General features: G+C 37.8%; 16 protein-coding genes and 1 pseudogene. 8 read left to right on the plus strand and 9 right to left on the minus strand.

All coding sequences use genetic code 11. The annotated features are described in order from the left end of the window. Positions 1–77: 77 nt before the first annotated feature. Positions 78–245: pseudogene (locus tag ACEYX7_RS07055) on the minus strand (PLP-dependent transferase); the annotation flags it as partial. A 246-nt stretch (positions 246–491) separates the two neighbouring features. Here ACEYX7_RS07055 and ettA point away from each other — a divergent pair. The 6 genes from ettA to ACEYX7_RS07085 all read left to right on the plus strand — a co-directional run bounded on the left by ettA (position 492) and on the right by ACEYX7_RS07085 (position 7,566). Next, positions 492–2,153 carry an energy-dependent translational throttle protein EttA gene (ettA, locus tag ACEYX7_RS07060; protein ID WP_374900369.1) on the plus strand — a complete coding sequence of 554 codons (1,662 nt, stop codon included), beginning with the start codon at positions 492–494 and terminating at the stop codon, positions 2,151–2,153. A gap of 87 nt (positions 2,154–2,240) precedes the next feature. After that, positions 2,241–3,740, plus strand: coding sequence for an AAA family ATPase (locus ACEYX7_RS07065; RefSeq protein WP_374804055.1), 1,500 nt, complete (start codon positions 2,241–2,243; stop codon positions 3,738–3,740). Further along, entirely contained in the window at positions 3,740–4,339 is a 600-nt protein-coding gene (locus tag ACEYX7_RS07070) for a retron system putative HNH endonuclease (RefSeq protein WP_374804053.1), read from the plus strand. The genes ACEYX7_RS07065 and ACEYX7_RS07070 overlap by 1 nt, the downstream gene beginning before the upstream one ends. A 91-nt stretch (positions 4,340–4,430) precedes the next feature. Beyond that, the gene (locus ACEYX7_RS07075; protein ID WP_374804051.1) at positions 4,431–5,195 is read left to right on the plus strand and encodes a glycosyltransferase; all 765 of its coding nucleotides are present in this window, start codon (positions 4,431–4,433) and stop codon (positions 5,193–5,195) included. Then, positions 5,195–6,793, plus strand: a complete 1,599-nt coding sequence (locus tag ACEYX7_RS07080) for a glycosyltransferase family 2 protein (protein ID WP_374804049.1) — start codon at positions 5,195–5,197, stop codon at positions 6,791–6,793. The genes ACEYX7_RS07075 and ACEYX7_RS07080 overlap by 1 nt, the downstream gene beginning before the upstream one ends. Then, positions 6,790–7,566, plus strand: coding sequence for a glycosyltransferase family 25 protein (locus ACEYX7_RS07085; RefSeq protein WP_374804047.1), 777 nt, complete (start codon positions 6,790–6,792; stop codon positions 7,564–7,566). Before ACEYX7_RS07080 ends, ACEYX7_RS07085 begins: the two co-directional genes overlap by 4 nt. A 2-nt stretch (positions 7,567–7,568) precedes the next feature. Here the strand turns inward: ACEYX7_RS07085 and ACEYX7_RS07090 are convergent, their stop codons facing one another. Next, the gene (locus ACEYX7_RS07090) at positions 7,569–8,555 is read right to left on the minus strand and encodes a glycosyltransferase family 4 protein (RefSeq protein ID WP_374804045.1); all 987 of its coding nucleotides are present in this window, start codon (positions 8,553–8,555) and stop codon (positions 7,569–7,571) included. Between the two features lie 77 nt (positions 8,556–8,632). Between ACEYX7_RS07090 and ACEYX7_RS07095 the strand changes: the two genes are divergently transcribed. Continuing rightward, positions 8,633–9,454: a glycosyltransferase family 25 protein gene (locus tag ACEYX7_RS07095; protein WP_374804043.1), complete on the plus strand. Its 822-nt coding sequence runs from the start codon at positions 8,633–8,635 to the stop codon at positions 9,452–9,454. Positions 9,455–9,744: 290 nt separating this feature from the next. Here the strand turns inward: ACEYX7_RS07095 and ACEYX7_RS07100 are convergent, their stop codons facing one another. Beyond that, on the minus strand, positions 9,745–11,007 hold the full coding sequence (locus tag ACEYX7_RS07100; RefSeq protein WP_374804041.1) for an O-antigen ligase family protein: 1,263 nt from the start codon (positions 11,005–11,007) through the stop codon (positions 9,745–9,747). A 503-nt stretch (positions 11,008–11,510) separates the two neighbouring features. Here ACEYX7_RS07100 and msbA point away from each other — a divergent pair. After that, on the plus strand, positions 11,511–13,361 hold the full coding sequence (gene msbA / locus ACEYX7_RS07105) for a lipid A export permease/ATP-binding protein MsbA (RefSeq protein ID WP_374804039.1): 1,851 nt from the start codon (positions 11,511–11,513) through the stop codon (positions 13,359–13,361). A 33-nt stretch (positions 13,362–13,394) separates the two neighbouring features. On the opposite strand, the gene ACEYX7_RS07110 is transcribed toward msbA, so the two are convergent. The 6 genes from ACEYX7_RS07110 to ACEYX7_RS07135 all read right to left on the minus strand — a co-directional run bounded on the left by ACEYX7_RS07110 (position 13,395) and on the right by ACEYX7_RS07135 (position 22,025). Further along, complete coding sequence (locus tag ACEYX7_RS07110; protein ID WP_374804037.1) at positions 13,395–14,273, minus strand: lysophospholipid acyltransferase family protein; 879 nt, start codon at positions 14,271–14,273, stop codon at positions 13,395–13,397. A gap of 9 nt (positions 14,274–14,282) precedes the next feature. Next, on the minus strand, positions 14,283–15,293 hold the full coding sequence (gene dusA, locus ACEYX7_RS07115) for a tRNA dihydrouridine(20/20a) synthase DusA (protein ID WP_374804035.1): 1,011 nt from the start codon (positions 15,291–15,293) through the stop codon (positions 14,283–14,285). A gap of 595 nt (positions 15,294–15,888) precedes the next feature. Then, positions 15,889–16,518 carry a ComF family protein gene (locus ACEYX7_RS07120; RefSeq protein WP_374804033.1) on the minus strand — a complete coding sequence of 210 codons (630 nt, stop codon included), beginning with the start codon at positions 16,516–16,518 and terminating at the stop codon, positions 15,889–15,891. 21 nt (positions 16,519–16,539) lie between these two features. Next, on the minus strand, positions 16,540–18,612 hold the full coding sequence (gene recG, locus ACEYX7_RS07125; RefSeq protein ID WP_374806735.1) for an ATP-dependent DNA helicase RecG: 2,073 nt from the start codon (positions 18,610–18,612) through the stop codon (positions 16,540–16,542). 171 nt (positions 18,613–18,783) lie between these two features. Then, positions 18,784–21,324, minus strand: coding sequence for a glycerol-3-phosphate 1-O-acyltransferase PlsB (gene plsB, locus ACEYX7_RS07130; RefSeq protein WP_374900370.1), 2,541 nt, complete (start codon positions 21,322–21,324; stop codon positions 18,784–18,786). A 122-nt stretch (positions 21,325–21,446) separates the two neighbouring features. Further along, entirely contained in the window at positions 21,447–22,025 is a 579-nt protein-coding gene (locus ACEYX7_RS07135; protein WP_374900371.1) for a hypothetical protein, read from the minus strand. Between the last annotated feature and the right edge of the window lie 215 nt (positions 22,026–22,240).

Raw genomic sequence — 22,240 nt, forward strand, 5'->3', positions numbered from 1 at the left:
CATTGGGCATCAGTAAGTGTTAGTCTATTCATATAATCAGAATAACTGATTTTCTTTGTATGTCAACACACCCTAGCTTATACTTTAGCTAAAGCTTGCTCTAAATCTGCAATTAAATCATCAATATGCTCTATACTGATAGATAATCGCACCATGTCTTCACTGACACCAGCCGACTTTAATTCTTCAACATTCAGCTGATGGTGAGTTGTGGTCACAGGATGACAAGCAAGACTTTTGGCGTCGCTTCAGGGTCATAACCTGCGTGGATTGCTAATATCTCATCTTTATAACTCATCATACTTCCCTGTGTTTATTGCCAAATTTATTGATCAATTCGCTGTAAAACAGCAGTAATTATCATAACAAAATACAGTCACAAGTAAAGTTATAATCTACAAAACAACATGGTGAAAAGGTTTAGTTTAGTTCGCTTTTACCGTATAATGTTGCGTAGCTTTAAGTTTGATTTTTAATCTAGGACACTGATCGTGGCTCAATATATTTATACCATGAACAAAGTATCCAAAATGGTTCCACCTAAGCGTGAAATCTTAAAGGATATTTCGTTATCATTTTTCCCAGGTGCCAAAATTGGCGTACTGGGCTTGAACGGTGCAGGTAAATCTACACTATTACGTATTATGGCAGGCGTGGACAAAGACTTTAATGGTGAAGCACGTCCACAACCAGGCATCAAAATTGGTTACCTTGAGCAAGAACCACCACTAGACCCAACCAAAGATGTGCGTGGTAATGTGGAAGATGGTTTGCGTGAGCCTTTGGACGCTTTGGCACGCTTAGACGAAGTCTTTGCTGAATATGCGGTGGAAGATGCAGATTTTGATGCTTTGGCAAAAGAGCAAGAGAAATTAGAATCCATCATCCATGCGTGGGACGCGCACAACTTAAATAACCAAATGGAACAAGCGGCGGATGCATTGCGTTTGCCTGCTTGGGATGCCGATGTCACCAAGCTATCAGGTGGTGAGCGTCGTCGTGTAGCATTATGCCGTTTGTTATTGTCTAAGCCAGACATGTTATTGCTTGACGAACCGACCAACCACTTGGATGCAGAGTCTGTATCTTGGTTAGAGCGTTTCTTAAAAGATTTTCCAGGCACGATTGTGGCGATTACGCACGACCGTTATTTCTTGGATAACGTGGCGGAATGGATTTTGGAGCTTGACCGTGGGCATGGTATTCCATATCAAGGTAACTATACTACTTGGCTTGAGCAGAAAAATGCACGTCTAGAGCAAGAACAGAAGCAAGAAGAATCATTTGCCAAAGCTTTGAAAAAAGAATTGGAATGGGTTCGTCAGAATGCCAAAGGTCAGCAAAAGAAAAATAAAGCCCGTTTGGAACGCTTTGAAGAGCTTAACTCAAAAGAATTCCAACAGCGTAACGAAACCTCTGAAATCTACATTCCACCGGGTCCACGTTTGGGCAACAAAGTGGTGGAAGTGGAAAATATCAGCAAGTCATTCGATGGTCGTGTGCTGTACGAAAACTTGAGCTTTACTGTACCGCCATGTGCGATTGTTGGTATTGTAGGTCCAAACGGTGCGGGTAAAACTACACTTTTCCGTATGATGACTGGCGAACAACAGCCTGATACTGGTACGGTAACGCTGGGTGATTCAGTCAAAGTGGCTTATGTTGGTCAGATTCGTGATACTTTGGACAATAACAAAACTGTTTGGGAAGAAGTATCAGGCGGTTTAGATATTCTCAAAGTCGGCGATTATGAAACGCCTTCACGTTCGTACATTGGTCGTTTTAACTTCAAAGGTCAAGACCAACAAAAACGTGTCGGTGAATTGTCAGGTGGTGAGCGTAACCGTTTGCAATTGGCAAAAATCCTACAACAAGGTGCAAACGTTATTTTACTCGATGAACCATCGAACGATTTGGACGTAGAAACTTTGCGTGCTTTGGAAGATGCAATCTTGGTGTTCCCAGGTACAGTGATGGTGGTATCGCATGACCGTTGGTTCTTAGACCGTATTGCAACGCATATCTTGTCGTTTGAAAATGAACAGCCAGAATTCTTTGACGGTAACTATACCGAATATGAAAAATGGCGTAAGGAACGTTTGGGCGATGAAGCACGTCCAACACGTGCCAAGTATAAAAAGATTGGTGGTTAATCGGTCTTTTTAGCGGTAAAAAAACTGTGGATAAGTTATGCTTTATCCACAGTTTTTGTTTAAAAATAATATTTAGGGGTGATAGCGATGAAAATTAAACAGTTGCAGTTAAAAAACTATGGTCGCTTTGATGATTTAACGATTGCTTTTGCACCCACAGCAGAAAAAAAATCTAATGTTACAATCATTGTGGGAAATAATGGTGCAGGAAAATCACAGATTTTACAAGCACTGGCAACAGGGTTGAGTTGGTTTATTGAACTACTGAAAGATAGTAATGGAATTGGAAATTTACCGAATCATCTTTCTATTAAGAATGGAAAAAGTGATGTACTAATAAAAATAACTGCTCAAGATGAATATCGCTCTAAAAATATCTCATGGGAAATATCAAGTTTTAAACAACAAGATTTTAGAGGAAATAGTTCATTTAATTACAGAGAAGATGGTTTAAAAGATTTAATCGGTAATTATGTGAAAGGCTTTAGAAAGGGCTTAATTCATAATTTACCTCTGGTTGCCTTGTCTGGAGATACTAGAAATAATCAAAAGTGGAATCATGAGAACTTAGATGAAAGTTTTACTGCTAATATTCTTACAGGATATGAGAATTCATTAACAATGAATAACTCTTTCTTTCAATTTATTCAATGGTTTAGAGATAATGAAGATGTGGAGAACGAAGAGATTTTAAGAAAACTAGATGAAAATTCGCAATTAAATGCTAACTATAGTCATTCTATTCAATTATTAAGATTAGAGGAACAAGAAATAAAAAATAGGCTTGATTTTGCGGTCGGACTTGAAAAGGCAAAAATGTATAATCAATTGAGTTATATACAGGAACAAATTTTTAGAGCAGAGCAAGCTTTTCAAAAAATCACTTTAAACTTAGATAGTTATAAAAATAGTGTAAATTTTGAAGGAAGGAAGTCTTTAAATGCTGTTAGGGTTGCAATAGAGGAGTTTACGGGATTAAAAAATCCTAAAATACGTCGTCAAGGCACCCCAACCATGATTGTTGAAAAAGACGGTCAAGAATTGGATGTTAATCAATTATCACAAGGTGAAAAATCACTCTTAGCTTTGGTGGGTGATATTGCACGTCGTTTAGCCATTTTAAATCCAAGCTTAGAAAACCCACTTTTAGGGGAAGGCGTGGTGATGATTGATGAAGTGGATTTGCATTTACATCCAAAATGGCAACATGATTTAATCGATAAATTAGTAAGAACCTTTCCAAAAGTCCAATTTATTTTAACTACACATTCACCATTAATTGTGAGTGATAGAGCAGATGTATTGGTTTATGTATTAGACGATGGTGAGTTATATGAGACAGGAAATATTTATGGTGCAGACGCCAATGCATTACTGAATGACGTTTTTGATGTACCACCAAGAACCCCTGAAATTGAAGAAAAGTTTAATGAGATTTTACGTGATTTAAGCGAAAAAAATATTGAATCTGCGGAAGAAAAAGTTAAAAAGTTAGCTCAAGTGATTGCACCGAATAGCGAGCAATTGTTTAAAGTAAAGCTGTTACTGGCTAAAGAAAAAATATCTAAGAATAAGGAACTTGGATAATGCAATTTATTGATAAAAAATTATCCATGCCATCGGATGTTGCACAATGGGTGAAAAAGAATAAACCAACAGAGTGGAATTTAAGCCAAGATTATCGAGAAGGCTATGAAATTCTGCGAGAACAATTGCGAGAAGAACAGTATGGCTTATGTTGTTATTGTGGGCAGATTTTGGAAGAAGTTGCAACTATTGAGCATTTGCATAGTCGTAATAAACATTCGAAGCTAACATTCGATTATCAGAATCTATTATTGTCGTGTCAGGTATCAAAACAATGTGATAACGCAAAAGGTAATCAAGTATTGGATTTAACACCGCTAATGCCTGAATGTGACGATGAAATCAGACTTAATTGGGCAGGCGAATTGATTGCTAAAACGGATCGAGCAAAGCAAGCGATTACATTGTTAAATTTGAATGGGCGTAAATTGTGTGGTCAAAGACAAACGTTTCTTTTAGAGATGATGGCGACTTTAGATTTGGCAGAAGAAGATATGTTAGCATTTATAAAGGATGAGAAAAACTCCAGTATTCTTTTTGAATTTTTTGAAAAAGCAGAATACCATAGAATGCAGTATCATTTGAAAAAACTACAATAGTTTTGTTAGGTCTATTTTTTAACAATTATAACTCACTTGTAAGTGGATGCTATGCTAAAATAATCGCAGTTCTAAAACCTAAAAATTTCCTATGTCTGCCACCATGCCAAGCACCGAAAACCGTTATATCATCTGTATGAAATGGGGTACCAAATACGGTGCCGAATATGTCAATCGCCTTTATAATATGGTGAAACGTCATCTGACTTTGCCTTTTCAGATGGTGTGCTTGACCGATGACAGTACGGGCATACATAGTGATATTCAATGTTATCCTATTCCAGAGTTAAACTTACCGTCTAATTTACCTGAACGGGGCTGGAAAAAGCTCACTACTTTTAAGCCTGAATTATACGACCTACACGGCACAGCGTTATTTTTAGATATTGATATTGTGATAGTGGATAATATTGATTGCTTTTTTACCCACAAGGCAGAGCATGAAGATAGCGTGATGATTATCCGCGATTGGAAAAAGCCATGGCGGATGGTGGGTAATAGTTCGGTCTATCGCTTTAAAGTCGGGCAAAATACCTATCCAAATTTGCTTCACTATTTTGAACAAAATTTTGAAACAATTCGCCAACAAGTACGCCATGAACAAGCTTTTTTATCTAATTATTTGCGTGAGCATCATCACTTAGAATATTGGGACGAATCATGGTGCGTAAGCTTTAAATATCATTGCCTGCAAAAAATTCCAATGGCGTATTTTGTGCCACCGAAAAAACCTGCTGGGGCAAAAATCGTGATTTTCCACGGTGAAATCAATCCACCCGATGCCATTTCGGGTGGTGGAGGTAAATGGTATCGCTATGTATTGCCAAGTGATTGGATTAAAGAGGCGTGGCAGTAATGAACAATCCCCACCGCTTATCTGTCGTCATGATGGTAAAAAACGAAGCACATAATTTAGCGATTTCATTGCCACCGCTACAAGGTTTGGCAGATGAAATTCTTGTGTTAGACAGTGGTAGTACTGATAACAGCCGAGAAATTGCCGAAAGCTTTGGGGCAAAATGGTTTGTAAATACCAACTGGCAAGGCTTTGGGAAACAACGTCAAATCGCTCAATCTTATGCCACAGGTGATTGGATTTTGGCACTTGACGCTGATGAAGAAGTTACCCCAGCACTCAAAGACAGTATTTTAAAAACCATTCAGAATAAACCAGAAAATACGGTATATGGTATTAAACGCCTTGATTTTGTCTTCGGTCATCAGATTGATAATGCACTTTGGGGGGTAAAAGCCCACTGGCGTTTGTATCCTGCGACCTTTGGCTACGATGATAATTTGGTGCATGAATCGGTGGTGTTGAATGATGCTAAAACCGATACTTTAGATGGATTTCTACATCATCATACTGCACCAAGCCCTAAGTTTTGGTTAGAAAAGCGTTTAGATTATGCCAAAGCTTGGGCGGTTGATCGCCACCAGCAAGGCAAAAAAGGTAAATTATTTAAAGTCTTTGCTAATCCCTTGTGGGCGTTTTTTAAGCAATATATTTTTGATGGGCGATTTTTACAAGGTAGTTATGGCTTAGTCTATTCATTACTATTTGTACAATATACTTTTAATAAGTACGCAATTTTGTATGACCTAACGCATAACCAAGCCGAACAAGCTTTTCTTGATTCAGTCAGTATGGCAAAAGATTTACAGCCTATTGATTTATCTCACAAAAAAAGTAGCTTATCTTTGGTGATGATTTTAAAAAATGAATCTAAACATCTCAAAGCCTGCCTAGATACCGTACATGATTTGGTGGATGAAATCATTATTTTAGACAGTGGCAGTACAGACAATACCCGAGAAATTGCCGAAAGTTTTGGGGCAAAATGGTATGTGAATACCGATTGGAAAGGTTTTGGTAAACAACGCCAATTGGCACAGAGCTATGCGACATCAGATTATGTATTGGTACTTGATGCAGATGAACGCTTGGATCAAGATTTACGTCAAACCATTACCCAAGTATTAAATCAACCCGTACAGACTGATAAAGTCTTTAGCTTAGCTAGGGTGAATACATTTTGTGGTGTTGAAGTACAAAAGCGTTGGTGGTATACCGATAAGCTCGCAAGACTGTATGCAAACCAGCATTTTAAATATTCTGATCTTGAAGTTCATGAATCGCTTGATCAGAAGCGTGTACCCAGTGAAGTGCTAAAAGGTTATTTGCCACATATTACCAATGATAATTTACATCATTTTTTGATCAAAAACATTCGCTATAGTCATGATTGGGCAGCAGAAAAAAATAAAAAAGGCAAAAAAATCAGCCTAATCGGGCTATTATTTCGCTCTTGGTTTGCGTTTATTCGAGAATATATTCTGCGTGCAGACTTTATGGGTGGAGCTTATGGGTTTATCTTGGCTTTTGCTTCTCTCGGTTACACGATGGATAAATATATTATGTTATGGCAGATGAACCGAGAGTCTAAAAAATGAAAAATTATGTGATTAGCCTTGCCACAGCAACCGAACGCCGTAGACATATTATTCAAGAGTTTGGTCAGCAAGGGATTGATTTTGAATTTTTTGATGCGGTTACACCAACCGATACACCATCAATTGGTGAGCAATTAGGCATTGATTTACAAAATAATCAACGGCTATCCGTAGGTGAGAAGGCATGCTTTTTAAGTCATGTTTCGCTATGGCAAAAAATGCTTGACGATGATATTGAATACATGGCCATTTTTGAGGATGACGTGTATTTAGGTGAAAAGGCGGATAAATTTTTGCACGATGACACTTGGTTATCTGATATTACGTTTGATATTATCAAGCTGGAAACATTTTTTGAAAAAGTCGCTTTAGGAAAAAGCATAGCCACTTCATTAGATAGAAAGTTACGTTCACTAAATAGCCCACACATGGGGGCAGGTGGCTATCTGATCAGTACCACAGGGGCAAGCAAGCTAATGGGTTATCTAACAACGCTGTCCGCTGATAAATTTGTACCGATTGACCATATTATCTTTGAGATACTTAAAAAACCATTGAATATCTATCAAGTGGTCCCCGCCTTGTGTGTACAAAGTATGTTTTTTGATAAAAATCAGCTACCAAGTAGCTTAGAAGTTTACCGGCAAAACAATCCCAAACAAAACCAAGTCAAACTTGAGAATGCACCCGTTATTGATTTTGCCAAAATCATCAGAAAACTCAAACGCAGTATAGGTAAACGCACTTTTTTTCAACAGGTAGTATTTAGATAAAACTACTCATCTATCATGTGTAATCGGGCTTTGATATTGGCTTTGGAGCGTGGTGGGGCAGTATTCAGCGTTTCACCTGCCAAGACTCGCTCATAGCATTCCTGATAAGATTTCGCCATAGCAATATGGCTAAAATAGGTCTTTGCATGTTCATGGCAAGCACGACGGTCAAATCGATCAATATCTTTTACAGCTTCAATTAATACTTGATAACTATCGGATAATACGCCCAAATTTTCTTGACTGATAATGTCTGGCAAAGAGCCAAAAGGTGTTGCGAATACAGGACAGCCCAAATATAGACTTTCCGTGACTGCCAAACCAAATGGCTCGTGCCATAAAACAGGGAAGATCAAGCCTTTTGAATTTGCGATAAGTTGGTTTTTCTCATCACCACCCACCATACCATGGAAATGGAGATTTGGTGAAAGATAAAAATAAGGATTACGACGGATATTGAAGCGGTGACCGCCTAATACGTGCAGTGGCATATTCGCAGCTTGTGCAATACGTACAGTGCCTTGTAAATTCTTGACTCGCCATGATGCTTTTGCTAAAAAGTGTACATAATTTTTTGGTTGAAAATTTGGTTCACCGTAACTTGGCCAGTATAAGCCGTTGTGTACATAACACTGTGCTTGATTATTTTCGGCATGTTTGCTGGATAAATAAATCGTGTTAATTGGAAAACTTTTTTCCACTTCACAGTTACTATGTTCAGTACAAACAAAAGGTTTTTTTAGTTCACCTTCATAAGGCCAATGAAAGTGTACAATGTCAGGCCAATTACCAATTTGTTCATCAAATGATTTAATTTCATCATACACAAGAACATCTGGGTGGTTGTTGGAGTTGGCTTTTAATAGATAGCGGACTTCATGCCCCATTTCATTTTGAGCAATACCTAGAGCCCATAAGACACGCTCTGTTCCGCCATATTTTAGCGGTGGAATAGGCATACGAGTAAGCAAAACATGTAAAATTTTCATAAGAAACCAAGAATACTTGACAAAATGAAAGGTCGTGCAATAATAGCACAGTTTTTTACAAAAAATATCAATGTTCTATGTCGTTTAGGCCTTCAAAAAACTATGTGATTAGTCTGCGTTCTGCTACAGAGCGACGTTGTCATATTTCACAAGAATTTACACAACAGGGCATAGATTTTACCTTTTTTGATGCGGTTGAACCACCACAAATTGCACAACTAGCAGAAAAATTTTCGATGACACTTTCAGATGATATTGATTTGACCAAAGGCGAAATTGCTTGTTTGTTGAGTCATGTCAGTTTGTGGCAAAAAGCCATAGACGATCAACTAGACTATATCGCAATTTTTGAAGACGATATTTATTTGGGTACAGATGCCAAGCAATTTTTGCAAAACGATGAGTGGATCAAACCTGATATTGATGTTATCAAACTAGAAATGTTCGATTCATATAAAGATATGCGTGTATTCGCACGAGAAGATATATACAACAGACAGCTCAGACGTTTACAAGACATTCATCTTGGTGCAGCAGGTTATATTTTGTCACGTAAGGCATGTCAGCACCTTGTGAATATGATAAAACAAGCTGAATATATTAAACCATCGGATCATATTATTTTTGAAGATTACTTATTAGAAAATCATCGTGTTTATCAAATGTCGCCTGCATTATGCATACAATCCGATCGCCTTGGAAAGACAGATAAAATAGTCTTCCAAAGTAGTCTAGAAAAAAATCGTCAACAACGCTTTGAAAAAACAGCATTAGCAATAAAAGCGAATCTGATTTTTAAGAATAAAATGCAACGTGAGCTTAAAAGGATAATCTATCAATGTACCCATTTATTTTCTAAAATAAAAGTGCTCATGTTTTGTAAAATTAATTTTAAATAAAAGTTCTATCGCGAGTATTTTTTTGATGTAGATTACTTATATTTGGATTGTTATCTTAAATACGAGATTATATATCATAAAATATTAAGATTAAAAGATATATGGTGATTTAAAATAGCAATAAGATTAGGTTCTCATTCATAGTAAGCCTATCGGATGATGATTTAGACCGCTACACTTCGCCTTAAAGAAAAGAGTTTCTCACAATTCGAATGGTTTCTTATTGCTAATCTAATCCACTATATTCGCTACAAAAAGAAAGATAAAATAAAATCATCTTTCCCATACTTTTACTCTTGATATAATTGCGGTCTAGACCAATACATGAATAAAACAACCAAAAACACATATAAAATAATGCTAAATCGAGTATTTATAAGAAAATAATCAAAAGTGCTATTAATCATGGTCACACATACAAATACAACTCCCATTCGAATAGCAAGTCTTTGTTGCATATTGCTAGGAGTGGAAAGATGAGATCTATAAAAATAGCTTAAGGGAATGAAAAAAATAGATAATAAACCTATAAAGCCTAATATACCATGAGTAGAGAGTTCATGGAAATACATACTATGAGCGTGATCATAACAAGCATTTAATCGCTTTTCTTCCATTGCTTTACAATGTGTGTTTTTTAACCCTTCTAGACCTTGCCCCAAAATAGGTGATTTTTTGAAGTCTTGAATAGCGAGCTCCCACATGGTGAGGCGGTCACCACTACTTGATGGTTGTTGGTGTGTGTATTTCGTCATTTCAGTGTTAATGCTCTGCACACGATTTTGCATAGAGGAATAAGGTGATAAAAAAACAAAGGGTAATAAAAGTATGATTGCAACACACTTTACAAAAGCCAATAGTTTTGCTTTTTTCCAGTAAATACAGATCAGATAAATGGGAATAATCACTAGAGATGGTAATAATGCACGTGTGCCATGAAATAAAAGCAACATCATGGCTAAAATAAGACAAAACATTAAAATGTAATGTAGCAAGCATTTATTTTGAGTATAGATATGATAAATATAAACCATCGCACACGCGAGTAATGAAAATATCATACCATCATAGATAATTACATATCGCAATAAAGCATCAATCTGCATTCGGTTTAATTCAAAATAAAAAAGTATAATTGTATTAAAGAAAATGGATACTCCTGTAAAAATAAGTAATAATTTACCGAAATCATCCACTTTAAATCGGCTGTATGCTAATAAAAGTGGCAAAAATACAAAACTCGATGCTTTCCAATATGTTTTTAATAATGGAATATCTTGACTAAAACCGCCTAAAAATACATCTATACTGACTAATAAAGGAAAACTGATGCAAGTAAAGAGAATAGCAGGGGAAAGCGTTTTCCAACGCTTAAAGTTAAATAGTAATACCAATAGTGAAATGATAAAAATCAACACAGCAGCGGTATTTGGAATTTTTCTCGAAACTTCGCTTGATATTAAAATACTAAAAATCATTAAACTACATAAAGTTAAAAGAAATCTTTTTGATCTTAAAACATTATTTGCATTTTGAGAAATACGATCTAGCATATTAATCCCGAAGGAGAGTATGAAAAAAATTGTACGAATTGTAACATTTATATAAAATAAAATATAGCCATTTTCAAAATTATAGATTGGTAAGTTAATCTCCAAATTTACATTTTTGAAGGAGGTCTATTTACTTTTATATAAATTTATAGTAATGATTTGATTTTATCTGTGTTACTTTACGATAGGCATTGCTTGCAGATAAGTCGTATTTATTACCTAACTCAAAGTAGGTGACATCGCTTTTAAATAGTTGAGAATCTGATTTATTCTTTTACTACTCAGCATCTTGGTTAATTTCAATCATTTTGGCAAAACATTCTACTGCTATGCGTTAAGTGTTTGGATTTGTTCTCGTTAAGACTTTTGATTGTTTCATATCTAATCTTATTGTCCATACTAAAACTTTCGCCAAGGTCATTATCAATAATTCCACAAATCACATTGCCTGAGAAGCTATTTTTATGAAATAATTCACGCTGATACCAGCTTATAATACACTTATGATCCACAAACTCACTTTTGGTTTATTTACTGAAAAAGATACCGCAAGCTTTATGCGTTTGATGGCATATGTCAGACCGCATAAGTCACGCATTATATGGGCTTTATTTGCCATTTTCGGTGTAGCATTAACCGAGAGCTATTTGGCAGCTTTTATTGCTCCATTGATCAACCAAGGTTTTGCCGCACCTGAAGGTAGTCTGCCGATACGCACCGAAAGTGGTGTGATAGCTTATTTAATTCATCTCAAAAATAGCTTTCATCATCTAATTTGGGAAACCGAATATAAACTTTGGGTAGTGCCATTGTTTTTTATGTTTTTGGTGATTTTTCGGGGTATTTGTCGCTTTGTTAGTCAGTATTTATTGTCGTGGGTTGCAGCGGTTGCAATCAGTGATTTGCGTCGTGATATGTTCCAAAAGATGCTGACATTACCTGCGGATTATTATCAAAATCATAGTTCGGGCGATGTGCTGATGAATATGGTAAATATGGCAGAAAGTTCGATTAATAATGCCAGCAATGTATTTATCGTACTGACTCGCGATACGTTGATTGTGATTGGTTTGATATGCGTTTTACTTTATCTTAACTGGCAATTAACGCTTATCATTTTAGTCATGTTTCCTATTTTATCATGGCTATCAAAATATTATCGTAACCGCCTGAGAGATGTGATTGATAATTCTCAAAAAACCACAGGACTTTTAAATACAACAATTAGTGAAGTACACCAAGGGCATCGGGTAATCAAACTATTTGGCGGGCAACGCCAAGCAGCCTCACGGTTTGCGATGGTAAATTCAACGATTCTACGTTTGATCAAAAAAATTAATCAAGCATCAGCAGCTCGTTCACCGATTAGCGAAGCTATTGGCTCAACCGCTTTGGCAGTGGTGATTTTTATCGCATTATGGCAAAGTCAGCAAGGTATCACAACCATTGGTGAGTTTATGGCATTTATCATTGCCATGATGCAGATGTTTGGCCCGATTAAAAATCTTGCCAATATTAGCATTCCGATGCAAGCGATGTTTTTGGCATCAGATTCGGTATGTAAATTTTTGGATACTGCACCCGAAAAAGATACTGGCAAAGTTCAGCTTAGCCAAGTCAAAGGCAATATTGATTTTAATCAGGTTGACGTGCAATATGCTAGTGAAGGGCGTAAAGCGTTAGATAGTTTTGATTTACATATTCAAGCAGGGCAAAAAATCGCCTTTGTAGGGCGTTCAGGCTCAGGTAAAACCACAGCGGTGAATTTATTGCCACGCTTTGTTTTGCCGACCAATGGTACGATTTGCTTAGATGGCGTGGATATTCAAAATATTCAATTGGAAAATCTACGTTCACAATTTGCTTTGGTATCACAAGAAATCTTTTTGTTTGATGATACCTTATTGGAAAATGTACGTTATAGCCGTCCAGATGCGACAGAACAACAAGTCTTAGATGCCTTACAAGCGGCAAATTTAAGTGAGCTGGTGAATAAATCTAGCGAAGGTTTGCATCAACGTATCGGGGCGAATGGCAGTAATTTATCAGGCGGTCAGCGTCAGCGTGTGTCGATTGCCCGTGCTATTCTCAAAGATGCACCGATTTTGTTGCTTGATGAAGCCACCAGTGCTTTGGATAATGAATCAGAACGCTTGGTACAACAAGCATTAGAGCGGTTGATGCAAGGTCGTACCAGTATTATTGTTGCTCACCGCTTGACTACCATTGAACAAGCTGACCGTATCATTGTGATGGATGAAGGGCATATTATTGAGCAAGGCTCACATTATGAATTGATGGCGAAGGGCGGTTATTATGCCAAATTGCGTAATTTGAGTAATATCAATGCTTAGATTTTAAAATCTTAATTGTTTTTTAAAGCTTTTTTAAAGCCTTTGTTGATAGCGTTGCTCAATTTCGGCAACGCCTTTAAAACGCTTATACGCCCAATGATAATCACTTGGTGAACGCTCAATCATCTTTTCAATAGCTTGATTCATGGCAGTCGTGGCAATTTCAATATCGGCATGATAGAGATTTTCATCATCAAAGGCATGACAATGAATCACAAAACCATCGCCATCATCTTGCCGAGAACAATCTAATCCCACCAAACAGCAACGAGTTTTTTGTGCCATTTTACTGGCAAGGGTTGCGGTCAAACACGGCACAGCAAAAAACGGTACAATCACACCGCCCGCAGGCTGTGGCACATGGTCAGGCAAAATAATACTAAAGCCACCTTGTTTTAAGGCTTTGAATAACGCCTTTACCCCTTGTGCATCGGTCGGCACTAAATCGGCATGCATGGCTTGACGGGCATTGCGTACGAATTGGTCTATCTGTGGATTTTTCATGGCTTTATACATGATGGTCGGATTGCCATATTGATGTAGCCACGCATTCATGATTTCCCATGTACCAAAATGCGGTACGATAATCAGCACACCATCATCGTTTTGAAATGCATCATCCAAAATCGCCTTGTCATGCACTTGGCGAATTTGGGCGATTGCCCACTCAGGTGGCATTGCCCAACATTTCACCGATTCTGCGTAAGAAATACATTGTTTTTTTACCGTAAGCTTTGCCAAATCATCACGTTGTTTGGCAGGCATATCAGGATAAATCAATGCAAAATTGACACGGGCTTTGTATAGCATACCACCATTGGCATATAAATTGACAAAAAAAGCCACCATACTGGCAATGCTCTGCAACATCGACAAGGGAACAATTTTTACCAAATATAGCCAAAATTTCATATCAACATCCTATGCTTTTTTATCCGCTTGGCTATCTACTTTATCCACTTGAGCCAAAGCATCTTGCATCATGTTTAAGGCATTTTGGATATCTTGCACGCTTTTGGCTTGTCCACCGCTTAGGGCTTGACGCCATTTTCGCCCAAACGGTAAATGTTGAAACAAACCTAATAAATGTCGACTCATCAATGACATCGGTACGCCATTTGCCAAACGCTGTTCGATATACGGTAACATTTTGTGCATGATGTCAAAACGATTGACTGCGGGCAATTGCCAAAGTGCTTGCCCAAGCTCTGCCAATAGATACGGATTATGATAGGCTTCACGCCCAATCATCACGCCATCGACGTGTTGCATATGTTGTTGTACGTCGCTAACGGTTTTAATGCCACCATTGATTTCGATTTTGAGCTGTGGGCGTTGTTGTTTGAGCAAATACACATCGTCATAACGCAAAGGCGGAATTTCCCGATTTTCTTTGGGCGATAAGCCTTGTAATAGGGCAATGCGAGCATGCACGATAAAATGTTCACAGCCTGTTTTTGCCACAGTATCGACAAAATGTAGCATCTCTTCGTAGCTATCTTGTTGGTCGATGCCGATACGATGTTTGACGGTGACGGGGATATTTACTGCCGATTGCATCTCGCTAATACATTCCGCCACCAAGTCAGGTTCAGCCATCAGGCACGCCCCGATTTTATTATTTTGTACACGGTCACTCGGACAGCCGACATTCAGGTTTACGCCTGCATAGCCCCAATCTTCAGCGATTTTGCTACATTGTTTCAGTTGTTGTGGGTCTGAACCGCCCAATTGTAAAATAATCGGCTGTTCGCTAGCATCAAAATCCAAATGCCGAGCAGGATTACCATGCAAAATCGCCCCAGTGGTCACCATTTCGCTATACATCACCACATGCGGATTAAACAATCGGGCAAAGTAACGATAGTCTCGGGTCGTCCAATCCATCATCGGGGCAATGCTGATTAAAGGGTGTTGCTGAGTGTGAGACATCTTGTTAAGTACCTGTAATAAAAACAAATTTACCGCATCAGCAAAAATATTAAAGTTGCATTTATGAGCAATTTTTGGTGATGGTGCAAATTTTTACCTGTGGATTTTAGCATATTTACACCATTTTTACGCCATAGAATTATTGTTATCGCAAAGGATGTAAATTTGCATACAAGCAAGGATATGCTATGATAAATAATCATTTTAAATTTGTGAAAAATTATGCAAAATAATGAAAAATATCAACAATATCTAAGTCTTGCAAAATTAAAAAAATCGCTATTTAATCAGTAATATAATTGTCTTTTTGGCGTGTATCGGCATTGCAGAAGTTTTAAATTATACTTGGCTTGCTGTAGTGATGTGTATAGCTTATCTTTATATCAGTACGTTTTACTTTTTCTCTAAAAATATTTGCCCTTATTGTGGGGAAAGTTTCTATTATTTTGGCGATTCTTATGGCAAACATACCTTTACGTTTTGGTTTTTACGCAAAACGTGTTTGCATTGTGAACAGCCTAAAGCGTAATTTTTAAAACTTATCCACAGTTTAAACACTTATCCGCAATGGATAGCTTATGTTGTGGATAAGTGATTACTTCTGTGCCGCATCACATAAACACAAGGCTTGAATGTTTTCACAACCCAATTGTTGTAAGTGCTGTGCCAAAGCCGACAAACTCGCCCCAGTGGTGATGACATCATCAAGCATCAACACATGTTTATAATGCCTATCTGTTTGATGAATATAAAATTTTCCTTGCAAATTATCCAATCGCTCACTACGGTTTAACCCACGCTGTTGCAAACTAGCTTGACGCTGTACAGGTTGCCAAAGTGGCAATTGCCATTGCTTCGCCAAAGCTTTTGCCAGTAAATAGATATGGTCAAAACCACGTTGCTGTAATTTTTCTACCGCAATCGGCATTGGCACAATGGCTTGAATATGCTGGAAATTTTCAGGGCGATAGCGTGCCAAACAACTGCTTAATAAATGCTGATAATGCAATTGCTGTTGATTTTTATATTGTGCAATCACTTGAGCAATGGGGAAAGCATAGGCAAGCTGTGCCTGACAAGTGATATCATGCCGTTGCACTTGATGCGGTTGCCACGGCAAATCGTGCCAACAGGCATCGCATACATCATGGGCTTGGGCAGGGTACTGCTGACATAAAATACATGGCTTTAAATGTTGTAATAAAGCATGGGATAATTTAAACATGATTGATTTTATTATCCTTTTTTAAATAAAGGCATATTTCGGGGCATTCGGTAGCCAACGTTGAATCAAGGCTTGGGCTTGCTCGGGATAATGTTGCAACATACTGTCGGCAAGCTGATGAGCTTTGTCCAAAAGATAGCTATCACGTTGTAAATCCGCCACTTTAAAACTCAAATCGCCCGTCTGTTTTGTGCCTAATAAATCACCCGCACCACGCAATTCCAAATCTCGCTCGGCAATCTCAAAACCATCATTGGTCTGCCTTAAAATATCCAAACGGGCTTGTCCATTTTGCGATAATGGCGATTTATATAACAACACACAAAAACTCTGCAACGAACCACGCCCAACACGCCCACGCAATTGATGCAATTGCGATAAACCCAAACGCTCGGCATTTTCAATCACCATAATCGACGCATTCGGCACATCGACACCAACTTCAATCACCGTGGTGGCAATCAATAATTGTAATTGATTGTTTTTAAAAGCGTGCATGACGGCTTGTTTTTCTTCGGCTTTCATTTTGCCATGTGCTAAGCCTATGCGTAAATCAGGAAATTTCTCTTGTAATTCAAGCATCAATGCTTCGGCAGCTTGAGCGTCCAAGGTTTCCGATTGCTCGACCAAAGTACAGACCCAATAGGCTTGCTTACCTTGTTGGCAATTGTCATACAGCCTTTGCAACACTTGCTCACGGCGTTCAATCGGCATGGCAACGGTTTGCACAGGGCTACGATTGGGCGGTAATTCATCAATGATGGAGGTATCCAAATCACCATAAGCACTCATCGCCAAAGTACGTGGAATCGGCGTGGCAGTCATCACCAATTGATGCGGGGTAAAATCACCACCTTTTTCACGCAAAGCCAAACGCTGATCGACCCCAAAACGATGCTGTTCATCAATAATCACTAAACTAAGCTGTTGAAAATTCACTTGTTCTTGGAATAGGGCGTGCGTACCGACCACGATTTTGGCATTGCCTGTAGCAATATCGCTTAAGGCTTGATTTTTTTCTTTAGTCTTTAATTTTGATGCCAAAAACACCACATCAAAACCCAGCGGCACAAACCATTTGGCAAAATTGATAAAATGCTGTTCGGCTAAAATTTCCGTGGGTGCCATCAATGCTACTTGCCCACCTTGTTCCAGTACATGACACATCGCCATGGCAGCCACCAAGGTTTTACCTGCACCGACATCGCCTTGTACCAATCGCAACATCGGGCGGTTTTTATTTAGGTCTTGGGCGATTTCTTGGCTGACACGCAATTGGGCATTGGTCGGTTTAAAGGGTAATTGGGCTAATAATTCATTTTGTAAAGTTTGACTTGGGGCAAAGGCTTGGGCTTGAATTTGTCTTAAATAATAACGTCTTTGTAATAGGCTGATTTGATGGGCAACCAATTCTTCAAAAATCAAACGTTGTTGTGCGGGATGGCGAGCTTGTTTCAGCTGTTCTACATTGCTATCTAGTGGTGGATGATGAATATAATCAAGGGCTTGCTTTAAGCTAAAATGTTTTGCCACACCTTCGGGCATCAATTCAGGCAAATCATCACTATAACGTTTTAGGAAAGTATCGACAATCTGACGTAATTTGGGCTGTTTTAAACCTTCGGTACTGGGGTAAATCGGGCTGAGCCATGTTTGTTGTGGATTATTTTTATCTTTTGGGTTTTTATCATTTTTTAAATCACCAAAGTTTTGAATTTCAGGATGATAAATTTCCAAACCACGTGAACCCAAACGCACTTCGCCAAATACTTGTACTTGTTTGCCTACTGCTAGATGGTCGATTAAACTTTTATAAAAATGATAAAAACGTAAAGTGATTTTGCCTGTACCATCGCTGATTTGCACCGCCATGGATTTGCGTTTGCCCATCGGAAAATCGACCGATTTGACTTCGCCATCCAGCAATACCGTGCGTCCCACCCGAGCATCTTGCATCAAAATCACCGTGCTACGGTCTTCATAATCGCGTGGTAAATGAAATAAAATATCGTGAGTATTATACAATTCGAGCTTATGCAATTGCTGCAAAGTTGCATCGCTGATTTTCATCGCTTGGGCAAGGGCAATAGGCATATTTAGACTCAAAATAATACATATATCATGGATTTAAGCTTAATTTAAATAAAATTAAATTGCAAGTTTGTAGGTTTTATTCTCAAAAATTATGCTATTTTGCTTCAATCACGGATAAAAAAAGGATGAACTTATCATCCTTTTTTACATGATTTTAAAAAACCAATTTATTTACTTTAGTTTTTTACGCAACTTGGATTTTTGATTTGCCAAAGTTTCCAATGTATTTTGCAATTCTTCATCGCTAAACGTGGTGATATGTGCCAACATATTCAGCGTATCTTCATCCAAAACCAAATGCGCATTGAGAGCAATATTATCAAAACGTTGGTCAAATTCAATCAAACCTTGTTCATTGATTTTGATAAATTCTTGCTGTGCCAATACCTTTAAAAAGCCTTGGAATAATGCACGGTCGAATGATTCAGGTGAATTAAACTCGTGCAATGCCGACAATCGTTGTCCAAGTAAATGGCTCAAATCTTCCACTTGTTTGGTGCTAAGTTTGCCTTGACCACGTTGATGAATCAAAGTCACCGCCATAAAGTAGCGTTCCAAGCTCTTTTGTACTGGACGACCCAATAGATTCAGCTGATGAAAGTATTCGCTATTTGGCAAAGGGCTTTGCAAATCGCCATTTTCATTACGGCTCATCACACCACAGCTCACCAAAGCATCACAATACTGTGCAATCACTGGCTCTAAGTCTTCACGTTGCCATTTTAGGAAAAATTCCGCTTGTAAAAATGGATACAAGGCTTTGATAACATTGTTCAAATCTTTTTGGCTAATGCGACCATTATGGCTGACCAAAGCAGCAATCAATGACGGTAAGCAGAATAGATGCAAGATATTATTTCTAAAATAAGTGAGTAATATCGCTTGTCCATCTTCGATCGCAACAATATCACCCAAAACGTGCTGAATACGTTTAATCAACTTCAGTTTTAAGCCATAAGCAATGATGTCTTCACCTGACAAATCGGTCACAATAGTACGCTCATCATACGGTGCGAGCTGGAATAGCTTTTTATGAAATTCTAATTGAGCGATACAGGTTTTTTCATCCAACGTATGCTTGGTTGTGGATAATAAAATTAATGATAATAACGATACTGGATTAATCACCGCTGCACGGTTGATATTCTCCATGATGCGATAGGCTGCATCGGTCACCACTTGTGATAATTCAGGGCTTAAGCTGTCTTGATTGCGTTCGATGACACTGTCAGATAGATTATGCTTTGCCAAAATATCATCTAAAAATACTGGCTCACCAAAGTTTACATGCACTTTGCCAAAGATTTTTTCAATCTTACGCACGGTTTTTAAAATACCCAAAATCGACTCAGCTTCTTTTGGTTTACCTTCCATTTCACCGACATAAGTCGCCCCTTCCATCAGACGCTCATAGCCAATATAGGTCGGGATAAATACAATCGGCTTGCTACGTCCACGCAAATGCCCATGTACAGTCATGGCAAGCATCCCCGTACGTGGTGCAAGCAAACGCCCTGTACGCGAACGTCCGCCTTCGATAAAGTATTCCAAAGGCGTATTGCGTGACAAAATACTATATAAATATTCTTTAAAAACAGCACTATAAAGTGGTGCACCTTGGAAAGTACGACGCATAAAGAACGCACCGCCACCACGCAATAATTGACCGACAAAAGGGATATTTAAATTATTGCCTGCCGCTACGTGCGGTACACGCAAGCCACGTTGGTAAATCACAAATGACAATAATAAATAGTCGATGTGACTACGATGACATGGTGTATAAATAATTTCATATTTATCAGCAAGTTCACGCACTGTATTAAAATGATGCACTTCTACACCATCATACAGCTGTGTCCACAAACGATTTAAGCTACTGTCCGCAAAACGTACTGTCGATGCAGAATAGTCCGATGCGATTTCGTCTAAATGGGCAATGGCACGGCGTTCTGCTTGATCGGTGCTAATTTTATTACGTAAGCTTTCTTGTAAAATGGCTTCTTGAATATCACGTGATTTGATGATGCTATTCACCACATTACGACGGTCGGACAAATCAGGACCGAGTACCGCAGCACGTTTACTGTCCAAAAGTTGATTTAGCTGCGTTAAAATATGTGTGGCAGGGGAAAGATTGGGATGATTTTGTTTAGAAAAATCAATCATTTCACGCAAAGATAACGCATCATGAAATTCAATATAAGTCTCACTGCTATGCAAACCGATATTGATCAATTGTTTGACTTTACTTGGTGTCGCCCAAGAATCGGTAAATAATAATTTCAGCAAAGAATCTTCTTTATCTGGTGCACGTCCCCATAAAATCGTCACTGGCACAAGGCGTATATCGAGTTCGCTATATTTTTCACAGGCTTCAATCAAACGAATCAAACGTGGCGGAAAGTTATATTTTTCAGTGGGTTTCTTGAGAAAAATAACCGATTTATTTTCTTTAATGTCTTGATATTGAAATGGTACGAGAGCAGGGGTAAGTTTTAAACGTTCGGTTTCATTGTCCAATAGCATGGCATTGCTACGTGAATAACTTTGTAGCACATATACGATAAATGTGGTTTTTTGTTGATTTTGCTCGGTGTTTTGTTCTATGCTTTGCGTTGGTGTATCGCCAATCAAATGCGGTTTGACCACCATATTTAATAATTTGTTGGAAACACGGCGAGATAATTGAGCAAAATTGGACTGTACCACGACAAACCCCTAGTATAAAGACGATTTTTTTCGGTGGAATATTATAGCACTCACAAAATTAAAGCAGAATAGAGAATATGTTACTGTTGTAACAATTCATTGATTTTATTACTTTTAATAATCTATTCACTGTCATGACTGATATTAATGATTTGGGCGTCTTGATCAAAATAAATAACCAATAATTGATCAGATAAGTCACCGTCTATCGCGTAGTCCAACACGGTACAAATCTGTTGTTCAATTCTCCAAAAGTGAATTGCCGACAAAGATAATTTGGCTAGGAAATCCGTACCATTATTATTGTGGATTTGATGATATTGCCATAATTCATCACTGATATTTTCAAAATGTTCATCAATAAAATCTTGAATTAAATGCTTTTGTTGAGCATTTTGTAATGCTGAATTGCTAAAAAATTGACGTGCGGTTTTATCCAAATCAGCTAAATAATCAGCTTGTAGATTTTTAAGTAATAGATTCTGCAACTGATTTAAACTGTCGGAATTGATGTTGTCAGCATAAAAGCTATCGTCACCGTAAAAATCATCATTTTCGTCATCATTAAACAATGTTTTAGAAAAACTTAAAGCGATATTTTGTGGCTTTTGCCATGTTGGCAATTGAATATTAAAACGTTGATAAAACTCGCTTGCGTTATCAAGATTTTTCTTGCCAAAAATACCTAAATCAAATTGCATAACATTTTTCCTTATTGTGATAAAACATAAAAAATAAGCCATAAATTATATAAAAAATAAGCCAGTGTTGTCTAAGATTTAAAATCTATCAAAAATGGACTTTTAAATGTCGTTACATCGCTATCACAATCAGAATGGTTTAGGGTGTGTTGACATACAAAGAAAATCAGTTATTCTGATTATATGAATAGACTAACACTTACTGATGCCCAATG

Source organism: Hubeiibacter jixunmingi (genome assembly GCF_041928215.1).
In the GTDB taxonomy this organism is placed as follows: domain Bacteria; phylum Pseudomonadota; class Gammaproteobacteria; order Pseudomonadales; family Moraxellaceae; genus Acinetobacter.

Bases quoted from the DNA above. Each gene is read 5' to 3' on its own strand.
- ACEYX7_RS07065 (WP_374804055.1), top strand. From the start codon at position 2,241: ATGAAAATTAAACAGTTGCAGTTAAAAAACTATGGTCGCTTTGATGAT.
- ACEYX7_RS07070 (WP_374804053.1), top strand. From the start codon at position 3,740: ATGCAATTTATTGATAAAAAATTATCCATGCCATCGGATGTTGCACAA.
- ACEYX7_RS07075 (WP_374804051.1), top strand. From the start codon at position 4,431: ATGTCTGCCACCATGCCAAGCACCGAAAACCGTTATATCATCTGTATG.
- ACEYX7_RS07080 (WP_374804049.1), top strand. From the start codon at position 5,195: ATGAACAATCCCCACCGCTTATCTGTCGTCATGATGGTAAAAAACGAA.
- ACEYX7_RS07085 (WP_374804047.1), top strand. From the start codon at position 6,790: ATGAAAAATTATGTGATTAGCCTTGCCACAGCAACCGAACGCCGTAGA.
- ACEYX7_RS07090 (WP_374804045.1), bottom strand. From the start codon at position 8,555: ATGAAAATTTTACATGTTTTGCTTACTCGTATGCCTATTCCACCGCTA.
- ACEYX7_RS07095 (WP_374804043.1), top strand. From the start codon at position 8,633: ATGTCGTTTAGGCCTTCAAAAAACTATGTGATTAGTCTGCGTTCTGCT.
- ACEYX7_RS07100 (WP_374804041.1), bottom strand. From the start codon at position 11,007: ATGCTAGATCGTATTTCTCAAAATGCAAATAATGTTTTAAGATCAAAA.
- msbA (WP_374804039.1), top strand. From the start codon at position 11,511: ATGATCCACAAACTCACTTTTGGTTTATTTACTGAAAAAGATACCGCA.
- ACEYX7_RS07110 (WP_374804037.1), bottom strand. From the start codon at position 14,273: ATGAAATTTTGGCTATATTTGGTAAAAATTGTTCCCTTGTCGATGTTG.
- dusA (WP_374804035.1), bottom strand. From the start codon at position 15,293: ATGTCTCACACTCAGCAACACCCTTTAATCAGCATTGCCCCGATGATG.
- ACEYX7_RS07120 (WP_374804033.1), bottom strand. From the start codon at position 16,518: ATGTTTAAATTATCCCATGCTTTATTACAACATTTAAAGCCATGTATT.
- recG (WP_374806735.1), bottom strand. From the start codon at position 18,612: ATGCCTATTGCCCTTGCCCAAGCGATGAAAATCAGCGATGCAACTTTG.
- ACEYX7_RS07135 (WP_374900371.1), bottom strand. From the start codon at position 22,025: ATGCAATTTGATTTAGGTATTTTTGGCAAGAAAAATCTTGATAACGCA.